1 protein-coding gene is annotated in these 261 nt (G+C 62.8%); it reads left to right on the forward strand.

The features are described 5' to 3' along the window. On the forward strand, positions 1-261 hold a 261-nt coding region (locus MWU77_RS24565), incomplete at both ends, for a condensation domain-containing protein (protein ID WP_247275041.1).

Raw genomic sequence — 261 nt, forward strand, 5'->3', positions numbered from 1 at the left:
TGGTGTGGAGTCGTCGTCGGCGTTGGTGAAGTTCGAGGGTCATGGTCGTGAAGAGGCTGTGGTGCCGGGGGCGGATCTGTCGCGGACGGTGGGGTGGTTCACGAGTGCGTATCCGGTGCGGGTGGATCTGTCGGGTGTCGATGTCGATGATGCGTTCGCCGGTGGTGTGTCGGTCGGTGCTGCGGTCAAGGCTGTGAAGGAGCAGTTGCTGGCGATTCCGGACCGGGGTATGGGTTATGGCCTGTTGCGGTATCTGGATGG

It is taken from the genome of Rhodococcus sp. F64268 (assembly GCF_023015605.1).
Lineage (GTDB): Bacteria > Actinomycetota > Actinomycetes > Mycobacteriales > Mycobacteriaceae > Rhodococcus.